Here is a 17,841-nt window from a genome sequence, read left to right as displayed (position 1 = left end):
ATGAAATAGAAAAAACCGCCTAATTGGCGGTCTTTACAATTGTCAGCTCCACACATCTTTTACATATCTATTGTCATTTGCAAGGGTTGTCAGCCAATTTTCAGCTGTTTCCTTCGAGCATTGTTTCTTATTTTGATAAAGGTTGATAAGTGTCGCCTCTACATCTGGAGCCATGACTTTTCCGTCCCCACACACATAAAGATAAGCACCTTGATCAAGCAATTCGATCAACATGTCGCCGTCTTCTTTCAACAAATGCTGAACATATACTTTTTGCTCATCGTAACGAGAATAAGCCCGGTGGATATTGACAACCCCTTTTTGTGCTGCAAGTTGCATTTCATCAAAATACAGATCATCTTCCTGTGGGTGACGGCAGCCAAAATATAGGTGGGCTTCGCCTAGCTGCTTTCCATCCCTCTGCCACACTTCTCTTGCCTGAACAAATCCTCTAAATGGAGCGATTCCAGTACCTGGTCCAATCATGATCATCGGTACTTCTGATGAAGGAGGCAGCTGGAATCCTGCCTGCGCTTCATGCAGGAAGCAGGCTACTTCTTCCTCTTCTTGCAGACCACATAAATAGTTTGATGCGATTCCAGCATATTCTCCGCTGCCGCTCCATGCTTTACCTTTTACAACTGCGACTGTGATACTGACTCTTTCTTCATCTACCTTTGGTGAGCTAGAAATCGAGTAATAGCGCGGCTTTAAAGCTGGTAACAGCGCCATAAAGTGCACAAACGGCAGCTCACACGCTTCATATTGATCTAATAAATCTAGCATGGTCACCCGTTTCTTCAAAATGGCTTCTTGATACGATTCACCAGCCATTTCCTCAAGCTCGACGCGGTGAGGCGGACATACTGTATATGCTGCAAGCTCTCTTAGCTGCGTACGTGTCGCAGGCTCTTGAAGCTCTACATGTGATGCGAGTAATTCTTTGATTTGAATCGACTGATCTAATGGTAAATGACTGGACTCTTTGCCAGATGAAAGCTTAATATGCTGCTCAGGATCTAGTTTAAAGCGATGGGTCACTCGCTGAACGAGTGCATCACTATTTTTCGGTACAATGCCGATATGATCCCCTTCTTTGTATACTTTTCCGTCAGGCAATTTCAGTTCAATGTGTCTTGTCTGCCGCATGCTTTTTTCTGATTGTAATTCTTTATTTTTCAATACAACAGCTGAAAAAGCACCATATGTTTTGGCTACAGGACGTTCCACTAGCTCATTTGTATAAGCAATTGACAGATTTGGCTTTTCCTTGTCTTTCTCTTGGAAGGTGAGCTTAAATTCTTTTGCAAGTTGTTCGAAGACTTTTTTCTGGAAGATTTCTTTATCCTCATCCATATCACCGCCTGCATCACCTTCTCCTAAATCAGCTACCCGTTTGGCTCCTTTTCTTTCAAGAGCTTCATCAATAAGACGAGGAATACGCTGGTACGTACTCGCCCAATTTCGATCTCCGCATCCAAAAACAGCAAATGTCACGTGTGATAAATCCTGCTCCTCATCCTGCGTCAACCAATCCACAAATTGTTTCGCATGATCAGGCGGATGTCCGTTGTAAGAAGCGGTAACGATTAAGACAGCGCCACTATCTGGTAATTGGCGAGTATAGTCATCAAGCGGAGCAGTGGTCACATCAAACCCTTTTGCTTTTCCGTCTTCAGCAAATTCGTTGGCCATTTGCTGTGCTGTACCAAGATTTGATCCATATAAAACGAGCAGCGGCGTCCCGTGACTGTCCACTTTTGACTCACTAGATTTGGTGCTTTTCTTCGGCTCTTCTTTCGGTGGTGTCATAAAGAATTGCTGCTTCCTTGGCCGCACTTTAATTTTAAAATCGTTTGGCTTAATTGTGAGAGATTCTTTTAAATTAAGCTCATATGCCGTGTGGTCAATTAATTCTAGATTGTGTAGAACCATCGCAAGAACCATAGTGGCTTCATGCAGGGCGAATTGCATCCCAATACATGCACGCTGTCCATTCCCAAAAGGCTTGTAGGCATGTTGCGGGATCTTCTCAGGATGCGTAAATCGCTCTGGTTTAAATTCTTCAGCATCCTCGCCCCATACCGCTGGATCACGGTGTAATTTAGGGAGCAGAACAGAGACACTTTGATTCTTTTGAATCGGATATTTCCCCCCAATTACTGTGTCCTCTTTCGCATAAAGAGAGAACGTAGGCGCTGTTGGCCAGAGGCGAAGGGCTTCATTTAACACCATACGAGTGTAGCTTAGCTTTTGTACCTGTTTAAATGTCGGCAATCCACCTTGCAGCACCTCATCTGCTTCTAGGACGGCTTTCTTTAATTTCTCTGGATTCTTTAGTAAGAAATAAATCGCAAAGGATAGCAGTCCACTTGTTGTTTCGTGCCCTGCAATTAAGAAGGTGATGATTTGATAACGAATATTTTCATCGGATAAACGTTCACCTGTTTCAGGATCCGTTGCATGCAGCATGAGCGATAGTAAATCATTGCCCGTTTTATCTTGTTTTTTCCGTTCCTGAATAATGTCATCTACTAATTGCTTCATAAAGTCGACATTTTGGTCAAATTCTTTTCTTCTTTTGATCATTAGTTTATCTGCGGCCGGCAATCTGCTCGCTTGTTCCATCGCTTCGGTTAAACCATTCAGCATGCTTTCGATGAATGGGTGCTGATTTTCCTTATAAAAACTGTTAAACCGAAAATCAAAGCCGCAAAGTCCGATTGTATCTAACGTCAGCTTTGTCATATCCTCAGCTACTTCAATTTCTTCATCGCGGCCTGTTCTTTGCCATTTTTGCACGAGCTGCGTGGCAATATCGAGCATCATCTCATGATAGCCCTTCATGGCCTGCTGGCTAAATGCAGGCATCAAAATTTGATGAGCCTTTCTCCAGTTCGGTTCTTCTGTCCAGCTTGTAAATAGTCCATCCCCTGAAAATGCTCTAACTTTATTGAGGCTGGTCCCAATAAATTTATCAAAACGGCTCTCATCAAATACTTCTTGGACAAGTTCATGGCTGGAAACAAAAACACTTGTTGCTTTTGAAAATTCAAACTGAAAGATCGGTCCTAATTCATCTGCCAGACGCCAAAAGGTTTGAGAAAGCTCCCCCTTTTTTATATGGGGAATATTTTTTAAAGGTCCGTATGTTTTCGGTTTTGGAATGATTGATGTTTGCTGCATGTGCCCACTCCCTTTATTTCATTATGATGCAACGCTGATAGCGCGCCATAAGCATTGCTCAATTTCCTCTAAAAATTCAATCGTTGGTTCTATTTCTTCTGCAATAATTTGTTTATGCAGCTGCACAAAGGCACCAAATACAATCGATAAAATGGTTCTGCCTGAGAGATTTGGATGAATTCCATCCTTTTTTCCTTCTTCAAAGATAAGGAATAATTCATGTAACAAATGCTGCATTTTCTCTTTGCTCTTCTCGTCTAAGTAATGGGACCGTTTATCAATTTCTAAAAAGTACAGCCCGCTTGGATTCTCCTTTGTAAATAAAACCAAGCAATAAAATACATGCTTAAAGTACGCCCGAATACTTACCTTTGGATCTGGACTGTTTGTGTTCATTTTTTCGATAAATGCAGAAAGGCTGCGCTGGTACAAAATATTGACGAGCGCCTCTTTACTATCGAAATACCGGTAAATGGTTCCCGCTCCGACGTTTGCTCTTTTTGAAATCATCGGCATCGTGGTGCCATCAAAACCTCGTTCAATAAATAAGTCTAGTGAAGCCTTCATGATCTGTTCTTGTTTATCAGTCACTGCTGGCACTTTATCCCCTCCTAACATTAGGAATGAACGTTCATTCCGCTTGTTGTAAATTATATTAATATTTTAATTTCATCTATTTATACTTAAACACACTTCATTTACTCCGTCACTACATTTTCTGAAAATAATAATAATTGAGAAATGATACCTAGCCAGATAACATACAAAGGACTTATAAATATTGACAAACGTGTGTCACGCAGGTGTCATCAGCACTACACATTCATTCTTGATCAATTGGAGAGTGGATGTGGTCGTCATATGTATCAACATATAAGCTTCCATTACTTGAACGAACAGCATAAACAATGTCCTTTAAGGACAACTGTCTTTTTTTAAGCTCTTCTTCTATCCATTGCTCTAATTGATTTTCATGTATGTTTTTCAAGATGAACTTTCCATCCATGATGACTTCAATTGGCATATAACGCTCTGCCTTCATGAACAAATGAAGGTCCTTCCGCGTGACATTTTCAAACGAAGGGTATTTTTTCACTGACATATGCCCATCTGTTTCAATCATTGCAAATTCAACTTCACTAATATCAAAGATATCTTTTTCTCTCAGCTGTTGATTTAAATAATCAAGGGTATATCTCATCCCCTTCATATTCCCTTCAAGAATTTTCCCATTTTGTATGACAAGGGTTGGTTTACCAGCCATGAATCCTCTCAACTTCCGGCTTCTTAATGCGAGCAGGGAAATCACATAAATAATCATGACAAGTGTCACAAAAGAAATTGTTGTGTGCTGAAGCGGAAGCGTTGTATTAAACGCCAGGTTCGCTGCAATTGAACCTAAGCTGATGGCTGCAATAAAATCAAAAATATTCATTTGCGCAATGGTTTGTTTCCCTAGAAGACGTGCTCCTCCAAATAAAATCGCAAAAGCAAACATCGTCCGAAGAATCACTTCAATATGGTCAGGCATGCAAGTGTCCACCTTTCAATTGCATCAAAAAAGCCTTTTCCTTAGAAAAGACTCTTTTTTAGACTATGCATTTATTTCATCATTATTCAATTTGGCGGCATCACTTTGCTCAAATTGTGATCGCAGTTCAATAATTGAGCTATTCCTCACATGCTTAGCCTCTTGTTTGACAAGCCACGTATAGAATCTAGCTTGCTCTGCTGTTTGTAAAGCCTGCATATATTTTTGCGACGAACGCTTCTCTGCTACGCGCTGCTTAACCCCGCGCATCTGCTTCCAAAATTGATAATAAGGGAGCTTGAGTTTGGTCATAAAGCCGCGCGCATCCTCAATGACATATCCCTCTTCTTGAATTGTGTCATCATGAGAGACTGCTTGATACCATTTATAAAAAGACGTCCAATCATGGAAAACAGCCACTTCCTGTTTGCAGGGCATGCCAAGCTGTTCACTTATTTTTTTCACTTCAGTGAATGGTGCTTTTTCATAGCTTAGCTGCCGTTTCACAATATCAAGTAAAATGAGTTGATCGTGATCATATGCGATAATATGTGGATCTTTCTCCGGCAAAATGACTTCAAACACAAGAGATACGTTGTGGTCACGAACATACGATTTGATGTAGTCAACCTGCACGTCGCCGAAGGTCTCAAAGAATAGCTCTTCTACCCAAGAAGCATGCTGATTTTGTTTCACATGTGATGTATACGATTTAGACGTGAACACCAATTCATCTTCCATTTCGTTATATCCAACAGTTCCTAAGTACCCATTTGCTTTATCATATACGGTGACAGGGAATTGAAGATGGTTCACTAAATGCTGCATTCTTGTCTCTGGCCGCTCATCAATATTAAAAAATTTATTATAGCTTCTAGAAACAATCTGCTTTGAAACCATATTGACAAATAAACCCCTTGCCTTCACATTCACATCATCCCACTGCCGTTCACTAAAAGCTTTTTTCGTAAAATTAAAGGATGAAATATGGTGAGGAAGCTTTAATTCCTGTACATATTCATGCTGATCTAAGTGAGCTAAAAAATCATCCAGTGAAATATCTGGCTGAACAACAGCCGATTGTTTTTTCTCAGACGCTCTATAGACTGGATTGTCAATCTCATGTGTCTCAATCCCGTCAGCTGTGATTTTCAATACCCGCAGCTGCCCCCCAAATTCAACCTGACCTTCTAGGTTATAAGACCTTTCCGCTGCGCGGATAGGCAGCCTGTATAAATTGCGATGCCCGTGAATTTGGATGATATCCAGTCCAGATGTGTTTTGAACAAATAAGTGATCAATATCATCTGAATATTCACCTACGCCGTGAATGAGCTGCTGTGTTGAGACTTGTAAAAGCTCTTCTGGCAAATGAGCAAGCCCGCCATGGGTAACAAGAAATGTCTTGCCATGGTATGTAAAATACGTAAGCTGATGAAATGTTCTAACAAACTTTCGTACTTCTTTTAAATCAAAGCCTGCTGCTTCGATTTCAGGCGCAGTATGACGATTAAACATATTGCTTTTGACCTTTTCACCATGCGCAAACCTGTATAAATGCTGATCATGATTGCCTTCAATGACGATCACATTCCTGCATTCTCTATGGGCGAGCATCCAATCTAATACTTCTTTGTTTTCTATTCCTCTATCAAGCAAGTCACCTGCAAAGATATAAAGTTCGTTTTCTTTGATATCTCCTTGCAAATAGGTAGAAAGAGCTGTATAACAACCATGAATATCGCCGAAGACATGAATGGCCTCATATTGATCAAAGGATCGAGGCTGATAGGTCATTACTTGCTCATATTCCTCCAGTTGCAAAATAGTCACCCATGATGGAACCTTTTCTGTTTTTAACCGCTCATTCATTTGATATAAAACAGACTCCGGCACAACTTTGTGAGATTCTCGCGAACGATTTTGCAAAAGAGCTGTTTCAAGCGGTACGTGCGTGAAATCGACGACATACACCCTGTAACGATACGTAGTGGCTAAAGACTTATATTGAGAAATTGATTTGCTTGAAATATGTGTCGCATCAATCACAGTAAAGTCTCCACGCTCCATTCGGGCTGTGAGTAAATCGAATAATAAAGACCAAACTTTGTGGTCATGTTTGCTTGAAATTTCTGGTTTCCCATTGACTGATAACTGCGGCGGCTGGGTCAACAGCCGGATCTGATCCGCCGATAAAGTGTAAGGCTCTAAGCCTTGTTCTTTGATCCATGTTGATTTACCTACGCCTGGGAGACCTCGTAAAAGGACTAAAGTTCTCATATTGGTTCTCCTTTAATGAGTGATATTTTACCTATTATAGATAAATTATGGATAAATCTCAATCTTTTATTGATTATGGTAATATATAGATAGATAAATTATGGTAATATATAGATAGAAAGGGAGGTTTTGCGCATGTCTAATGGAGAGAATGTGGCATTCAATATTGGAGATCTTCTATTCCAAGTGCTTTCTCTTCTCATCATCGCTCTTATCGTGACAATTATTGTCATTGCGTTTCGAATGATCAGAAGAAAACAACTGGAATTGAAAAAAATTGAGGCAAGATTAAACAAAGTGATCGAAAAAAACGATTTAAAAGAGTAAAAAATCCGGGAGTTAACCGGATTTTTTTGGTTTGATCACAATTCCTTGACGCTGCTGTATCAAAAAGAGAAAGACGCCTAAAAGGACTAACAGACCGCCGAGCATTTGAAGCAGCGTGACTTTTTCTCCAAGCAGCCATACAGCAAGGATCGTTGCCCCAACAGGTTCGCCAAGAATACTCATTGAAATAGTTGTCGCATTGACATAGGTTAAAAGCCAATTATTAATGACATGAGACATGGTGGGAATGATGGCGAGCAATAAAAAGATTCCCCATTCTTTACCCGGATAGCCTGTAAAAGGAGTTTGCTGAAGCAGATTGAATAGAATTAAAAAAAGACCGGCAAAACCAAACACACAAAAACTATAAATCCAATGAGATATTTTCCTTACAGCCTGTTGTCCTATTAATAAATAACAAACAACTGCAATGACACTTAAAAAGGATAAAATGTCTCCTAAGATTGCTTCCTGACTATGCCCTATATCTCCCCATCCAATCATGAGTGCACCAACAATTGCGGCACACATCGTCAATATGGCAGACATGGTCGTTCGTTCACGGAAAATGAGAAATCCACCTAATAAGGACACCATCGGCTGTAGAGCAATAATAATAGTAGAGCTAGCCACGGTGGTCAGCTTGAGTGAGCCAAACCACAACACAAAATGGAGTCCTAAAAAGAAGCCTGACATACATAAGAAAAACCAGTCTCTACGCTTTATCGAGAGAAATTCTTTTTTTCTTGGCAGAATAAACGGCAGCATGAGAGCCGCCGCAAAGATCATTCGATACATACTTAAAATAGAAGCAGGTGCATTTGACCATTTCACAATGATTGCAGAAAACGAAATGGCAATAATTGAAATCACAAGTGGGAGTGCAATTGATTTCTTTTGATCAGTTGTCTTCATTTCCATTAGCAGCTTCCTTTACATCAGCAATAGATGAGAAGTTCATCTTGTATGTCGTCATCTTACTATGTCCATTCACCTAGAGGCAAGATGATTTTTTAAAACAGACGTGAGCTTTTTTGAATCATAAAAAGGCTTTTATCACAAAAGCCTCATCCTCTACCGAGCGATTGAGAGCTGAAAGTGAATGAATCATACGCGGAACAATCGAGCTTTTTTCTATACATACGATATACATCAGTGGTAAAAAATGCAGAGATTGTACATATTGATCATATGACTGCATGAAAAAACGCCCTTTTGATAGGGCGCTTTTGATATTTATTTTGAAATCATTTCACTGATTCTTTCTTCAATAGGTGTTAACGGCCTGCCAAGTAATGTTTCGAAATCTTGGCTTTCAACAGCTAAGGCACCATCGCGAATGCCGCTTTGAATGGCTTTGACAAAAGGCACTGCTTCTTTTGGTACACCATTTGAAGCTAAAAATTCTCCAAATGTATCTACATCTATTTTCTCTACTTTGATTTCTTTTCCGCTCACCTTGCTGACAATTTGTGCAAGTTCACTATGCGTCCGAAGCGGTCCTGACAGTTCGTAGATCTCCTGAGCATGTTCCTGAAGAGTTAACGCATTTGCTGCCGCTTCTGCGTAATCATTTCTTGTCGCCCAGCCAACCTTTCCTTCACCAATCGGGCTTAAAAATGGTGCGCCGCTGACGGATGCCAGGATCGTGTCTTTTTCGTTTTCAACATACCAATTGTTTCTTAAAAATACATGAGGGATGCCAGAGGCCAAAATGGCTTCTTCTGTTTTGGCATGGTCATTTGCAAGGACAAGCTGACTCTCTCTTGCATTGACAACACTTGTATAAGCAATAAACGCCACATTTGCTGCTTTTGCCGCTTCGATGGCCGCTGTATGCTGCTGTACGCGGTCTCCATCCGCTGTTGAAATGATCAGAAGACGATCAATGCCTTGAAATGCTGATGTCAGGGTGTCTGGCTGAGTAAAATCTCCATGGCGTACCTCCACCCCAGCTTCCTTCAAATGCACTGCTTTTTGCGGATCTCGAACACTGACCGCAATTTGTTCAGCCGGTACTTTTGTCAGCAAATGCTGAACGACAAGCGATCCAAGTTGTCCTGTTGCCCCTGTTACTAATAATTTCATTTGTTTGACCTCCTCATTTTTCGTTCAACGGTGATGTGAATTCGTTATAATCAAAATGGTTACAACAAAGGCGTAAAAAAGCTCCAACGTACGAGCTTTTTTATTCCGCCTCTGTCAATAATTGCTGAATTGTCACTTGTTTTAGGTGATTCTCAAGTGCAGCTTGTGCTTCTTTTAGTTCATGTCGCAGTCTCGTATCCATCACTTGACCAATCGGACAAGCAATGACTGGCTGATGAAAGTTAAATAACTCTTCATCCTCGCTAACATCTACAGCACGATACACATCTAACAGCGTGATGTCCTCAGCCGGTCTTTTTAAATAAGCACCGCCTACTCCGCGGCGAATCTCAATGAGACCCGCCCGTTTGAGCATTGCCATCATTTTTCGAACAATGGCTGGATTTGAATTCACGCTTTCAGCAATAAAATCACTTGTACACTCTTTTGGAACACCTGCAATAAATGACAAAATATGAACAGCAATCGGATACCTGCTGCTAATTTGTTTCACATTCTTTCACCACCGTTGTAATCAATATAGTTACAATGAGTGATTTTGTCAATCAATAAACGGGTTTTTCTTTTGGTTCCAATGCTCATATGTCATCATATCGTATTCTTCCGCTGTATCAAGCTCAAGCGGAGCAATGCATTCTAGCAGATTCCCATCTGGGTCAAGAAAATAAATCGCTGCATGAAATTGCGGCGGATTATCGAGAACTAAAGGCTGTTCCTCTTCTGAAAAACCGAACATCGGATGAATGCTAATATCTTTTTCAACGAGCCAACCCTTGATCTGTTCGATACTGGACGTTGTAATTTGAAAGGCAACATGCCGAGTCGCTGGATGGTATGGAAAGTCATTTATATCTGCTTTCCAAAGACCAAGCCAGCTCTTTCCTTTCTCAATCCATAAAAAAGCAACTCGTTCATTTTCATGAGCAAGTGTCAATTCCAATTTTTCATAAAACGCAATTGATGCCTTCAAATCACTCACAGGTAAATGTGCTTCATAAATCCCTTTCATCATCATCAAAATCACTCCTTTTATACCTTCTATTCTGCGGGAATTAATGAGATGCTGCCTCAGCAAAACGATGTATTTTATCTCATTCATTGGTTTGAAAGGACTTGTATGTTTGACCGGTTACAGATCAGGGAAGGTGTTCAACTAAAAGAAAGGAGCGGTTCATATGCCTTGGACAATGAACGATTATCCAGCTTCATTTCAATCGTTAGAAAACGTTATTCGGAAAAAAGCACTTGAGATTGCCAACAAAATGATACAAGAAGGCTATGAGGAAAATAGAGCCATTCCAATTGCAATCAGTCAAGCGAAAGAGTGGAAAAAGAATGCCACAGAGAAAGAGATAGAAAATTTCTCATCTCATGGTTCTGTCAAACCTTCAGAGGGCATCAGCTCCGCAAGACCAGAGCTCATGGATCATGCGCTGCATGTAGTGAAACACGAGGAAGGCTGGGCGGTTCAAACAGAGAAAACTAAACGAGCAAGTGAGGTGAAAGAAACAAAACAAGAAGCAGTTGAGCGGGCAAAGGAGATTTCAGCGAATAAAGGAACTTCCGTTGTCATTCACCGAAAAGACGGGACGATTCAGGACGTGTTAAAGCTGCAATAAGACCGCTTGTTTTGTCAGCGGTCTTTTCATTATGCCTTCTTTTCTTTTTTCGCTGGTGCTTTTCTTTTCTTAGGCACTGCTTTTTTTGCTTTGGCTGGTTTTGAGCGGTCGATCGAAGCCTGTAGAGCGGCCATTAAATCCGTCACGTTGGATGCAGGATCTTTTTTGCCAGTCGTTTCTGGCTGTACGGTATGTTCTCCAGATATTTTATCGCCAATTAAATTCATCAGCTGTTCTCTGTATTCATCCTGATATGCCGCTGGATCGAATGTGGTGGTCAGTTGTTCAATCAAAAGAAGCGCTGTATCTAACTCTTTCTTAACAATGTTCTCCTCTTGTGGGATATTCGGTACATCTGATACTTGTCTAATTTCATCAGGAAAATGAATGGTTTCCATCAGCAAAAGCTGTTCATAGCACCTAACGATCGCTAATTGCTCCTTTGAACGAATCATAATTTTTGCCACACCAATTTTCCCCGATTCCTCTAAAGCTTTTCTTAATAAAGAATAAGCCTTTCCTCCGCCGGTATCCGGTGATAAGAAGTAACTTCTTTCATAATAGATTGGATCAATCTCCTCTATCTTCACAAAATCAATGATTTCAACAGCTTTTTCTTCATTTTCTTTTCGCAGTTTTTCTAGCTCTTCATCGTCCAATTCAATAAATTTATTCTTCGCATATTCATACGCCTTCACGATTTGTTCTGGCGCTACCTCTTCACCGCAATTGGCACATACTTTCTTATAGTTAATAGGCGTGTGACACTCTTTATGCAGCTGTCTTAATTTAATATCTTTATTCTCTGTAGCGGTAAACAGCTTAACTGGAATGTTGACCAATCCGAAACTAATGCCGCCTTTCCATACTGTATGCATCGCGCTTCCTCCGTTCTTTTCTCCTTACTATGTAATGTTTTCAGCAGACTTATGTATGTGAATGAAAATTTCATCCCACTCTAAGAACACATGATATAAGGAAGTGACATACACAATGAAACCTATGCGATTAACACCTGCACATGATATTCCTACTGGCGCTGACTGGGTGTATGAATTAAAATATGATGGCTTTCGGGCTATTCTTGTATGGGATCAAGACACAATTCTTTTAGAAAGCAGAGCCGGAAAACGGCTGAATGAGCAATTTCCTGAAGTAGTGGATCAATGCGAACAATTAAGAGACCAGTTTGCATCTTATCTACCTCTCACGCTTGACGGAGAATTGGTCTTTTTACTAAGTGAAGAGCAAAGCAATTTTGCAAAGGTTCAGCAAAGAGGCAGGCTGAAAAACAAAGAAGCCATACAACGGCAGGTTGAGCGATTTCCCTGTCATTTCATTGCGTTTGATCTATTAAGATGCAGAGGAAAATCTCTCGTTGATTTACCGTTGATAGAAAGAAAAAATCAGCTAACACAAGTGTTCCAAGAAGCAAAGCTCCCTTCATCAGTTCAGCTGGAGCACCCTTCCCTTCTTCAGGTCATTCATACAGATCCAAACCCCGAATACATGAAAGAGCTGATGACGACGTATTTAGCGGAAGGACTCGTGGCGAAAAAAAGGACGAGTAAATGGAAAGAGAATACCCGCTCAAAAGAATGGCTAAAAATGAAAAACTGGCGGTATGTCTCTGTCATTGTGACCCGTTTTGATAAAGAAAATGGCTATTTTCAAGGCTCCATTTATCAAGATTCGGCTCTTATCGAGGTTGTCCAATTCAAGCATGGATTTTCGAAAGAAGAAGAACAAATGCTTCGTACGCTCTTTCAAACAAAAGGCGAGTTAACAGGGACATCATCATATGAAATCCCTCCTTCTATCGTTGCCAGCATTGCTTGTATATCCTTTGATGGATCAGCCTTAAGGGAGCCGCGATTTTCTTCCTTTTTACTAGATGCTGATCCAGCAGCGTGTACATTTCAGCAAATGCTCAAACAGCTGTATCCACTCCCTGCTGTTATAGACATCACTCACCCTGAGAAACCGATTGTCCCGGCTCTTCAACTAAACAAGGCAGATTACTTACTTTATTTAAGACAAGTGGCTCCTTACCTTTTGCCTTTTTTACGTGAAAGGCGTCTTACTTTAATTCGATATCCTCATGGCACTGGGGACGAATTCTTTTACCAAAAGTCAACACCTGATTATGCGCCAGACTTTGTTTTGACAGATGAGGTGGATGATATTTCTTACACGGTCTGTAATGATCCTCGTACGCTTCTTTGGCTCGGCAACCAGCTGGCGATGGAATTTCATATCCCTTTTGAAACAAGAGATACGGATCGGCCTACAGAAATTGTCTTTGATCTGGACCCGCCATCTGTAAATGAGTTTCATTTAGCCATAGAAGCAGCTAAACGGCTCAAAGCGCTTTTAGACGGGCTTTTTCTCATTGCTTTTATTAAAACAAGTGGCGGAAAAGGACTTCAAGTCTATATTCCATTAGAAAAAAACGCCTTCACATACGAAGAAACGAGACGATTCACCGCATTTATATGCCAATTTTTATGTGAGCAAGCACCGGATCTTTTTACTCTTGAACGTCTTAAGAAAAAACGTGGCAATCGCTTGTATTTAGACTATATTCAGCACGATGCTGGAAAAACAATTATCGCTCCATATTCCCCGAGAGGAAATGAGCTTGGGCTTGTGGCGACACCGCTTGAATGGGACGAACTCCATCATGAGGGACTTCACCCTTCTCTCTTTACCATGCCAGCGGTTATAGAGCGTTTAAAGGAAAAAGGCGACCCGTTCCGCCGTATGAGGCACCTTGTGAATGATGATGCTTTTAGACAAGTCTTACATCAGCTTGCAGACATTTTACCTTCTCATCAGATGGACATTCGCGGTCATTAAGCGTTACACTTATTCATTAGAGAGGAAGAAAGGGATGACTAGTATGACCGCACATACATTTCGAAATTCGGCTTTGATTTTCTTATGTCTTTCCGCAGGAATTGTGGATGTGATTGGCTATTTGAGTCTAGGGCATGTGTTTACAGCCAATATGACGGGTAATATTGTACTGCTTGGTATCGCAGCAGGAAGTTCCTTGCAGCTAACAGCCCTTCATTCCATTACCGCGTTAAGTGGATTCGTTTTAGGGATTTTACTTGCTGTTGTAATAGGCGGAAAGCATGAGAAGACGTTTTGGCCAAAAGCCGTTACACGCATCTTTATGATAGAAGTGATGATTTTGCTTTTATTTGCTCTCATGACCATTTTTCCTTATACACAAGGAGCTTATTTTATGCTGATCATCCTTTTAAGTATGGCCATGGGCATGCAGACAGCGGCCGCCCGTAAACTGAATGTGGCGGGTATTTCAACAACCGTTCTAACAAATACACTCGCTAACCTGTTTGAAGATGTAGCCCAGCGTATTTCACATCGAGAAAAATGGAAAGCCCCTATCCAGCTTGTAAGCTTGATGCGAATAGGCTCTATTGCCTTCTACTGCCTAGGTGCCGCTATAGCTGCATACACAGATGGTTACGATCCGTTTATCATCATTTGGCTGCCAATCATCATTCTAGGAGTCATTGTGATGACGGCCCTATTGAAGCACTTCCACCAATTGAAATAGCCTATCGCTAAATGGCTATTTCAATTATTGTGATGAGTTACTAATAGCCTCTCACATAAAAACCAGGAGGGTGCCCCATAATGAACGTGGAACCATACGGATATCCTGAAAATGTCCCGAATCCCCCATACCCAGGAAAACCGCCTAAGCCTGAGAACACACCAGGGCTCAAATAATACCCGCCAAAGCCAATATGGGATCCAACCGGTCCAATATGTGCACCGCCTCCGGTAAAACCGCCGCCATGAAAACCACCATAAACCCGTGGATACATACAAATCACCTGCCTTCAAATCAAACCTCATCTCATCATATGCATAACAAATGGGGCGGTGTTCCTGCTTTTTCTTTTCTTCTATGTACAATAGACCAATTTGTTAAAATTTGAATGAAAAGTCCTGCAAAAAATTAAATTAAGCAAAGAAAGGTGACCTTTTTAACTTGTTGCTCTGCCCTATGTTTATTTAGAATAATGGGGCAGGTAATAAATTTGCACACCCCCTTTGTTGCGAATTCTTCTTATTAAACGTTCTTGCAGCGTTTAATAAGAAGAGCCTATTAAAATACAAAAAACCCTTGCTGATGATCATCAACAAGGGCGCAAGATGCATGGTATTAACCACCAATGATTTTTTCTGCAACTTCGAATGAACCCGCAACGTTTTGCGTGAGAACAGACGCAGCCACCGCTAAACCAACAATAAATAATACTTTTAATCCTGTTTTCATCTTAAATCAACCCCATTCTTTTCATATGTAAATCCGCTTCTAAACTTTTGTTCAAATAAAAAACAGACTGCTCATAAAGTGCTTGCTTTTCACAATATTTTGCTGCAAATTGTGAAAGCTCCTTTACTTCATGATATTCATTCTTCTCTTCTAACTTTCTTAATTTCTCATCAATTTGCTGAAATCTTTGTGGCGCATGCGTTAAGTAAAGATCATGTACGATGCCTATTTTTAGCTGAAACACTTCATGAGAAGCATCTTTTATTCTAGCATATGCAGCCTCTATATATTGGCTTGCACGCTGCTTTTCACCAATCACACAGAGTTCCCGGCTAATCAGATACGTAGAATGGAAAAAGAAATCTGAATCATAATACTCTTGATGGGACAGTGCCTTTTCAAGATGACGTATTGATTCCTTCGGTTTGTTCCAAAATGAATATAAAATGGCCACATTGTGGTGGTGTTGAGCCAGCATAAAATCATCCTGCTCATTTGTCAGAACCTCTTCCGCCAGACGATAATTCTCAAGCGCCTCTTCATACCGGCCGATCTCTGTTAGATTCGCTGCTATGAGAGAGTATGAAAGGGCCGTTCTTCTTTCATAATGCTTATGCCGCTTATAGACGTGGAGCGCTCTGCGAATATAACTTAATGAGAGCATAATATGACTAAGCCGGTAGTAAAGCCATGCCACCTTAAAATCGAAATCAGCACGTTCTATCTCACTTGGAATTTTATCTAAGAGCTTTTCAGCACTTTGATACATTTGCAATGCAACCTCATAATTACCTTGATGCTGCTCATACACACCCTCATAAAAGTCGAAATAGTAGGCAAGGCGGTTAGACAAGTCATCCTCTTTTTTACCGTAATGACCCTCTATACTTTTCGTTGAAACATTGCCCTTTTGACCTCTTAAATTGTACATCAGAATGTGATGCCTCTTCTCAAGAAGAGAATAGTATATGAGGATGTCTGCATCGTCAATTTCTTCTACTGCTTGTTTCGCTTTGGCAAATAACCGTTCTGCCTCATCTGCATGATCTTTTTTGATTTCCATGTTCCAGTCATTTAATAGTGATGCCAATTCCGCAACAGGAACTTTGCTCATTCTACACCCCCAATCCACCTTCAGCTACAACACATGATTTCACTAAATATGGAACTTCTATTAGCAATTGCTAATTAGTCCATTTGACATCATTTTAATATGAATCACTTGAATCTTCAATATCCGTTTCCTTTGAAAGTGCGTTTCTTTCTCCTAATCAATGATATTTGCCTAAAAATTTAGCCTTTTTTTAAAAAAGAACATCTCAAAATGAAAAAAGCCCTTTTTGGGGCTTTTTGATCTTATTCCAATCGTATGATGGTTAATGCCGCTCCAACCGATCCTCCTCCAAGTAAGACAACTGTTGCGACCACTCCGAAAATTTGGAGAGAAATTTGGTTACCTGCTGTAAGCGTTGTAATAAGTGATACATTGTAGGTAGATGCCGATAAAGCGGGTGATAAAATAGAGCCTGGAATGGCAGATCCGCTGTTGACAATCCTCGTTCCAGCAAGTAGTGCTACGCTCGTGTTCACTTGATACGTGATGAAATAGCGACCTGAGACTGGCACTGTAAATACCGTATTTCCACCACTTGCCGTAAAACCATCTAAAGTCTGATTATTAGACAAAGAAACAGCTGTTCCGCCTAAGACAACGAGCACTGTACTTCCCGACGTATTGGACGCGTACATTGAGTTAGCCGTTACACTTGTTCCGGTTGGACCGGTTACTCCCGTTGGGCCCGTTGCTCCGGTTGGGCCGGTTATTCCCGTCGAGCCGGTGGCTCCCGTTGAGCCCGTAACTCCCGTTGGACCCGTTGAGCCCGTAACTCCCGTTGGACCCGTTGAGCCTGTTGCTCCCGTTGGACCGGTTACTCCCGTTGAGCCTGTGGCTCCCGTTGAGCCGGTGGCTCCCGTTGGGCCGGTGGCTCCCGTTGGGCCCGTTGCTCCCGTTGGGCCTGTTACTCCCGTCGGGCCTGTTGCTCCCGTTGGACCGGTTACTCCCGTTGAGCCTGTGGCTCCCGTTGGGCCCGTTGCTCCCGTTGGGCCTGTTGCTCCCGTTGGACCGGTTACTCCCGTCAAGCCTGTGGCTCCCGTTGGGCCCGTTGCTCCCGTTGGACCGGTTACTCCCGTTGAGCCTGTGGCTCCAGTTGAGCCGGTGGCTCCCGTTGGGCCTGTTACTCCCGTTGGGCCGGTGGCTCCCGTTGGGCCGGTTATTCCCGTTAGACCGGTTACTCCCGTTGGGCCGGTTGCTCCCGTTGGACCGGTCACTCCCGTCGAGCCGGTTGCTCCGGTTGAGCCCGTAACTCCCGTTGAGCCGGTTGCTCCGGTTGGACCCGTTACTCCCGTTGGGCCTGTTACTCCCGTTGGACCGCTTACTCCCGTTGGACCCGTTGCTCCCGTCGGGCCGGTTA

At 41.7% G+C, this 17,841-nt stretch carries 16 protein-coding genes; 4 read left to right on the top strand and 12 right to left on the bottom strand.

All coding sequences use genetic code 11. The features are described from left to right. Positions 1-42 precede the first annotated feature (42 nt). The 4 genes from AKG37_RS04600 to AKG37_RS04585 all read right to left on the bottom strand — a co-directional run bounded on the left by AKG37_RS04600 (position 43) and on the right by AKG37_RS04585 (position 6,997). Positions 43-3,186 carry a bifunctional cytochrome P450/NADPH--P450 reductase gene (locus tag AKG37_RS04600; RefSeq protein WP_060697790.1) on the bottom strand — a complete coding sequence of 1,048 codons (3,144 nt, stop codon included), beginning with the start codon at positions 3,184-3,186 and terminating at the stop codon, positions 43-45. A gap of 21 nt (positions 3,187-3,207) precedes the next feature. Continuing rightward, complete coding sequence (locus AKG37_RS04595) at positions 3,208-3,804, bottom strand: TetR/AcrR family transcriptional regulator (protein ID WP_077233686.1); 597 nt, start codon at positions 3,802-3,804, stop codon at positions 3,208-3,210. A 205-nt stretch (positions 3,805-4,009) separates the two neighbouring features. Then, positions 4,010-4,717: a DUF421 domain-containing protein gene (locus tag AKG37_RS04590; RefSeq protein ID WP_060697788.1), complete on the bottom strand. Its 708-nt coding sequence runs from the start codon at positions 4,715-4,717 to the stop codon at positions 4,010-4,012. 63 nt (positions 4,718-4,780) lie between these two features. Then, entirely contained in the window at positions 4,781-6,997 is a 2,217-nt protein-coding gene (locus tag AKG37_RS04585) for an RNA ligase (RefSeq protein WP_060697787.1), read from the bottom strand. Between the two features lie 135 nt (positions 6,998-7,132). Between AKG37_RS04585 and AKG37_RS04580 the strand changes: the two genes are divergently transcribed. Further along, the gene (locus tag AKG37_RS04580; RefSeq protein ID WP_060697786.1) at positions 7,133-7,324 is read left to right on the top strand and encodes a hypothetical protein; all 192 of its coding nucleotides are present in this window, start codon (positions 7,133-7,135) and stop codon (positions 7,322-7,324) included. A 12-nt stretch (positions 7,325-7,336) separates the two neighbouring features. On the opposite strand, the gene AKG37_RS04575 is transcribed toward AKG37_RS04580, so the two are convergent. The 4 genes from AKG37_RS04575 to AKG37_RS04560 all read right to left on the bottom strand — a co-directional run bounded on the left by AKG37_RS04575 (position 7,337) and on the right by AKG37_RS04560 (position 10,448). After that, positions 7,337-8,245, bottom strand: a complete 909-nt coding sequence (locus tag AKG37_RS04575) for a DMT family transporter (protein WP_060697785.1) — start codon at positions 8,243-8,245, stop codon at positions 7,337-7,339. A gap of 315 nt (positions 8,246-8,560) precedes the next feature. Continuing rightward, entirely contained in the window at positions 8,561-9,412 is an 852-nt protein-coding gene (locus tag AKG37_RS04570; protein WP_060697784.1) for an SDR family oxidoreductase, read from the bottom strand. Positions 9,413-9,512: 100 nt separating this feature from the next. Next, positions 9,513-9,926 (bottom strand): Rrf2 family transcriptional regulator, encoded by a 414-nt coding sequence (locus tag AKG37_RS04565; RefSeq protein ID WP_060697783.1) that lies wholly within the window; start codon positions 9,924-9,926, stop codon positions 9,513-9,515. A gap of 48 nt (positions 9,927-9,974) precedes the next feature. Next, on the bottom strand, positions 9,975-10,448 hold the full coding sequence (locus tag AKG37_RS04560) for a VOC family protein (protein ID WP_060697782.1): 474 nt from the start codon (positions 10,446-10,448) through the stop codon (positions 9,975-9,977). Positions 10,449-10,608: 160 nt separating this feature from the next. On the opposite strand from AKG37_RS04560, the gene AKG37_RS04555 reads away from it, so the two are divergent. Further along, on the top strand, positions 10,609-11,052 hold the full coding sequence (locus AKG37_RS04555; RefSeq protein ID WP_060697781.1) for a DUF2188 domain-containing protein: 444 nt from the start codon (positions 10,609-10,611) through the stop codon (positions 11,050-11,052). Between the two features lie 29 nt (positions 11,053-11,081). Here the strand turns inward: AKG37_RS04555 and ku are convergent, their stop codons facing one another. Beyond that, positions 11,082-11,930, bottom strand: coding sequence for a non-homologous end joining protein Ku (gene ku / locus AKG37_RS04550; RefSeq protein ID WP_060697780.1), 849 nt, complete (start codon positions 11,928-11,930; stop codon positions 11,082-11,084). A gap of 115 nt (positions 11,931-12,045) precedes the next feature. Here ku and AKG37_RS04545 point away from each other — a divergent pair, with 115 nt between their 5' ends. Beyond that, a complete protein-coding gene (locus AKG37_RS04545) occupies positions 12,046-13,911 on the top strand; it encodes a DNA ligase D (protein ID WP_060697779.1) in 1,866 nt (621 codons plus the stop codon). Between the two features lie 34 nt (positions 13,912-13,945). Then, entirely contained in the window at positions 13,946-14,641 is a 696-nt protein-coding gene (locus AKG37_RS04540; protein ID WP_060697778.1) for a YoaK family protein, read from the top strand. Positions 14,642-14,681: 40 nt separating this feature from the next. Here AKG37_RS04540 and AKG37_RS04535 read toward each other — a convergent pair whose 3' ends face one another. The 3 genes from AKG37_RS04535 to AKG37_RS18425 all read right to left on the bottom strand — a co-directional run. Further along, positions 14,682-14,915 (bottom strand): hypothetical protein, encoded by a 234-nt coding sequence (locus AKG37_RS04535; protein ID WP_060697777.1) that lies wholly within the window; start codon positions 14,913-14,915, stop codon positions 14,682-14,684. A 456-nt stretch (positions 14,916-15,371) separates the two neighbouring features. Then, positions 15,372-16,484: a response regulator aspartate phosphatase gene (locus AKG37_RS04530; protein WP_060697776.1), complete on the bottom strand. Its 1,113-nt coding sequence runs from the start codon at positions 16,482-16,484 to the stop codon at positions 15,372-15,374. Positions 16,485-16,726: 242 nt separating this feature from the next. Then, positions 16,727-17,841: BclA C-terminal domain-containing protein (locus tag AKG37_RS18425; RefSeq protein WP_237697632.1), on the bottom strand; the 1,115-nt coding region annotated here is incomplete at its 5' end.

The organism is Bacillus australimaris (assembly GCF_001307105.1).
In the GTDB taxonomy this organism is placed as follows: Bacteria; Bacillota; Bacilli; order Bacillales; family Bacillaceae; genus Bacillus; species Bacillus australimaris.
The sequence above is the reverse complement of the archived record's forward strand: the minus strand, read 5'-3'. Positions and strand labels throughout refer to the sequence as shown.

Coding starts and splice junctions, on each gene's coding strand:
- AKG37_RS04560 (WP_060697782.1), bottom strand. CDS start 10,448: ATGATGATGAAAGGGATTTATGAAGCACATTTACCTGTGAGTGATTTG.
- AKG37_RS04540 (WP_060697778.1), top strand. CDS start 13,946: ATGACTAGTATGACCGCACATACATTTCGAAATTCGGCTTTGATTTTC.
- AKG37_RS04530 (WP_060697776.1), bottom strand. CDS start 16,484: ATGAGCAAAGTTCCTGTTGCGGAATTGGCATCACTATTAAATGACTGG.
- AKG37_RS04595 (WP_077233686.1), bottom strand. CDS start 3,804: ATGTTAGGAGGGGATAAAGTGCCAGCAGTGACTGATAAACAAGAACAG.
- AKG37_RS04535 (WP_060697777.1), bottom strand. CDS start 14,915: ATGTATCCACGGGTTTATGGTGGTTTTCATGGCGGCGGTTTTACCGGA.
- AKG37_RS04580 (WP_060697786.1), top strand. CDS start 7,133: ATGTCTAATGGAGAGAATGTGGCATTCAATATTGGAGATCTTCTATTC.
- AKG37_RS04585 (WP_060697787.1), bottom strand. CDS start 6,997: ATGAGAACTTTAGTCCTTTTACGAGGTCTCCCAGGCGTAGGTAAATCA.
- AKG37_RS04590 (WP_060697788.1), bottom strand. CDS start 4,717: ATGCCTGACCATATTGAAGTGATTCTTCGGACGATGTTTGCTTTTGCG.
- ku (WP_060697780.1), bottom strand. CDS start 11,930: ATGCATACAGTATGGAAAGGCGGCATTAGTTTCGGATTGGTCAACATT.
- AKG37_RS04600 (WP_060697790.1), bottom strand. CDS start 3,186: ATGCAGCAAACATCAATCATTCCAAAACCGAAAACATACGGACCTTTA.
- AKG37_RS04545 (WP_060697779.1), top strand. CDS start 12,046: ATGAAACCTATGCGATTAACACCTGCACATGATATTCCTACTGGCGCT.
- AKG37_RS04570 (WP_060697784.1), bottom strand. CDS start 9,412: ATGAAATTATTAGTAACAGGGGCAACAGGACAACTTGGATCGCTTGTC.
- AKG37_RS04555 (WP_060697781.1), top strand. CDS start 10,609: ATGCCTTGGACAATGAACGATTATCCAGCTTCATTTCAATCGTTAGAA.
- AKG37_RS04575 (WP_060697785.1), bottom strand. CDS start 8,245: ATGGAAATGAAGACAACTGATCAAAAGAAATCAATTGCACTCCCACTT.